We start from the raw sequence: 1,556 nt of genomic DNA on the forward strand, positions 1-1,556 counted from the left end.
CACGATCCGGCCCGGACGGTTTGGGTCCATTCCAGTTCGTTTCGGACCGTTCCGGTTCGCTGGGGTTCGTTTCGGTTCGTTGAGGTTCGTCCGGGTTCGTTTTGGTTCGTTGAGGTTCGTTCGGGTTCGGTTCGGTTCGTGCCGGCTCGTTGGCTGGCGGGCCGGACCGCAGGGCGGCGGCCTCGGCCTTGATGACGGCAAAGGTGGCATCCATCTGCCGTTTTTCGGCGGCGAGGCGGCGGCGGAAAGCCATGTTGGGCGGACGGCACCCGGTTTCGGCCAGGTGGCCGATCAGGCCGGAGGAGTCGCCGGCGGGGGAATCGGAAGACCGGACGGCCTCGGTGTCGGTCAGCAGGGCCGACAGCAGGCTGCCATCCAGGCTGTCGGCCTGCAGGCAGCGGTCCAGCACGGCGGCAGGAAGCGCGGCGCGGGATTGCAGGGCGATCAGACCGGCGCGGCGCTCGACGGCCTGCTGCAGCAGGAAGCGGAACCGCAGGCTGCGGCGCAGGTGGCGCCAGAAATGCTCTTCCGTGATGCCCAGCTCGGCGACGATGACGGCCAGGCCGGCGCCCTCGGCCACGCGCCTGGCCGCCAGCTTCCAGTCCACCTTCACCGGCTTCTTGCGCGGCTTCTTGTGATGGATGGTTTCATCCTTGAACGGATCATATGTCTCGCGGGGCAGGGCGACCCTCCTGTTGACGGCCCTGTTGACGGCAGCGAATAGAACAAATATAGTATATAGGAATAAAAGCGTCAATCCGATCTGATAAACTGCATTGAACATCCCATGGGATGTCATATCTTATGATGATGAAACGGGTTGTTCTGGATAGCAGCGTCCTGGTCGCAGGCCTGCGCAGCCATCTCGGCGCCAGCAATGCCCTGTTGCGGCAGGTGGCGCTAGGCCGGATTCAGCCGCTCTGCACCACAGCCCTGTTTCTGGAATACGAAGCGGTGCTGGTGCGGGCGGAACACAGACTGGTGCATGGGCTGGATGAAGCCGGCGTTGCCAGGTTTCTGGCTGCTTTCGCCGCCGCGGCCACCGCCGTCGAGGTTCATTTCCTGTGGCGACCACAATTGCAGGACGCCACCGATGAAATGGTGCTTGAAGCCGCAGTGAATGGACGGGCGGATATGATTGTGACCCATAACCAGCGCCATTTTTCCGGTGCGGCGGAAAAGTTCGGCATTGCCGTCTTGCCACCCGCCAGACTGCTGAAGGAGATCGAGCCATGAGCAAGGCAACCTATCCCCTGAAACTGCCTGCCTCGGTGAAGTCGGCGGCAGCGCGGCTGGCCAAGCAGGATGGCGTTTCGCTGAACCAGTGGATCGCCTCGGCCGTGGCCGAGAAAATCGGCAGCGTGGAAACCGCCGATGCCTTCCTGCGCCGGCGCGCGGGCAATGCCAAACCCGGCGACATGCTGGCTTTCCTGGATGCCGCACCAGCGACGCCCCCGGAGGCCGGCGACCGGCTTGAGGATTGACGGCACCTACCCCTGCACGCGCAAACGTGATTGGCGCGGCCTTCGGAAAGACCGTAGCAAATCAGAACTTTC

General features: G+C 63.5%; 3 protein-coding genes. 2 read left to right on the forward strand and 1 reads right to left on the reverse strand.

Translation table 11 applies throughout. From position 1 onward, the window contains the following. Positions 1-757, reverse strand: a 757-nt coding sequence (locus tag Q1J79_RS20335; protein ID WP_300304369.1) for a hypothetical protein, incomplete at its 3' end; no start/stop codon positions are given. Positions 758-810: 53 nt separating this feature from the next. Here Q1J79_RS20335 and Q1J79_RS20340 point away from each other — a divergent pair. Continuing rightward, a complete protein-coding gene (locus tag Q1J79_RS20340) occupies positions 811-1,236 on the forward strand; it encodes a putative toxin-antitoxin system toxin component, PIN family (protein WP_300304374.1) in 426 nt (141 codons plus the stop codon). Continuing rightward, positions 1,233-1,484: a pilus assembly protein HicB gene (locus Q1J79_RS20345; protein WP_300304372.1), complete on the forward strand. Its 252-nt coding sequence runs from the start codon at positions 1,233-1,235 to the stop codon at positions 1,482-1,484. Before Q1J79_RS20340 ends, Q1J79_RS20345 begins: the two co-directional genes overlap by 4 nt. The last annotated feature ends 72 nt before the right edge of the window (positions 1,485-1,556 follow it).

The organism is Ferrovibrio sp. (genome assembly GCF_029255545.1).
Taxonomy (GTDB): domain Bacteria; phylum Pseudomonadota; class Alphaproteobacteria; order Ferrovibrionales; family Ferrovibrionaceae; genus Ferrovibrio.

Excerpts from the sequence above, each read along its gene's own strand:
- Q1J79_RS20340 (WP_300304374.1), top strand. The coding sequence starts at position 811 with ATGAAACGGGTTGTTCTGGATAGCAGCGTCCTGGTCGCAGGCCTGCGC.
- Q1J79_RS20345 (WP_300304372.1), top strand. The coding sequence starts at position 1,233 with ATGAGCAAGGCAACCTATCCCCTGAAACTGCCTGCCTCGGTGAAGTCG.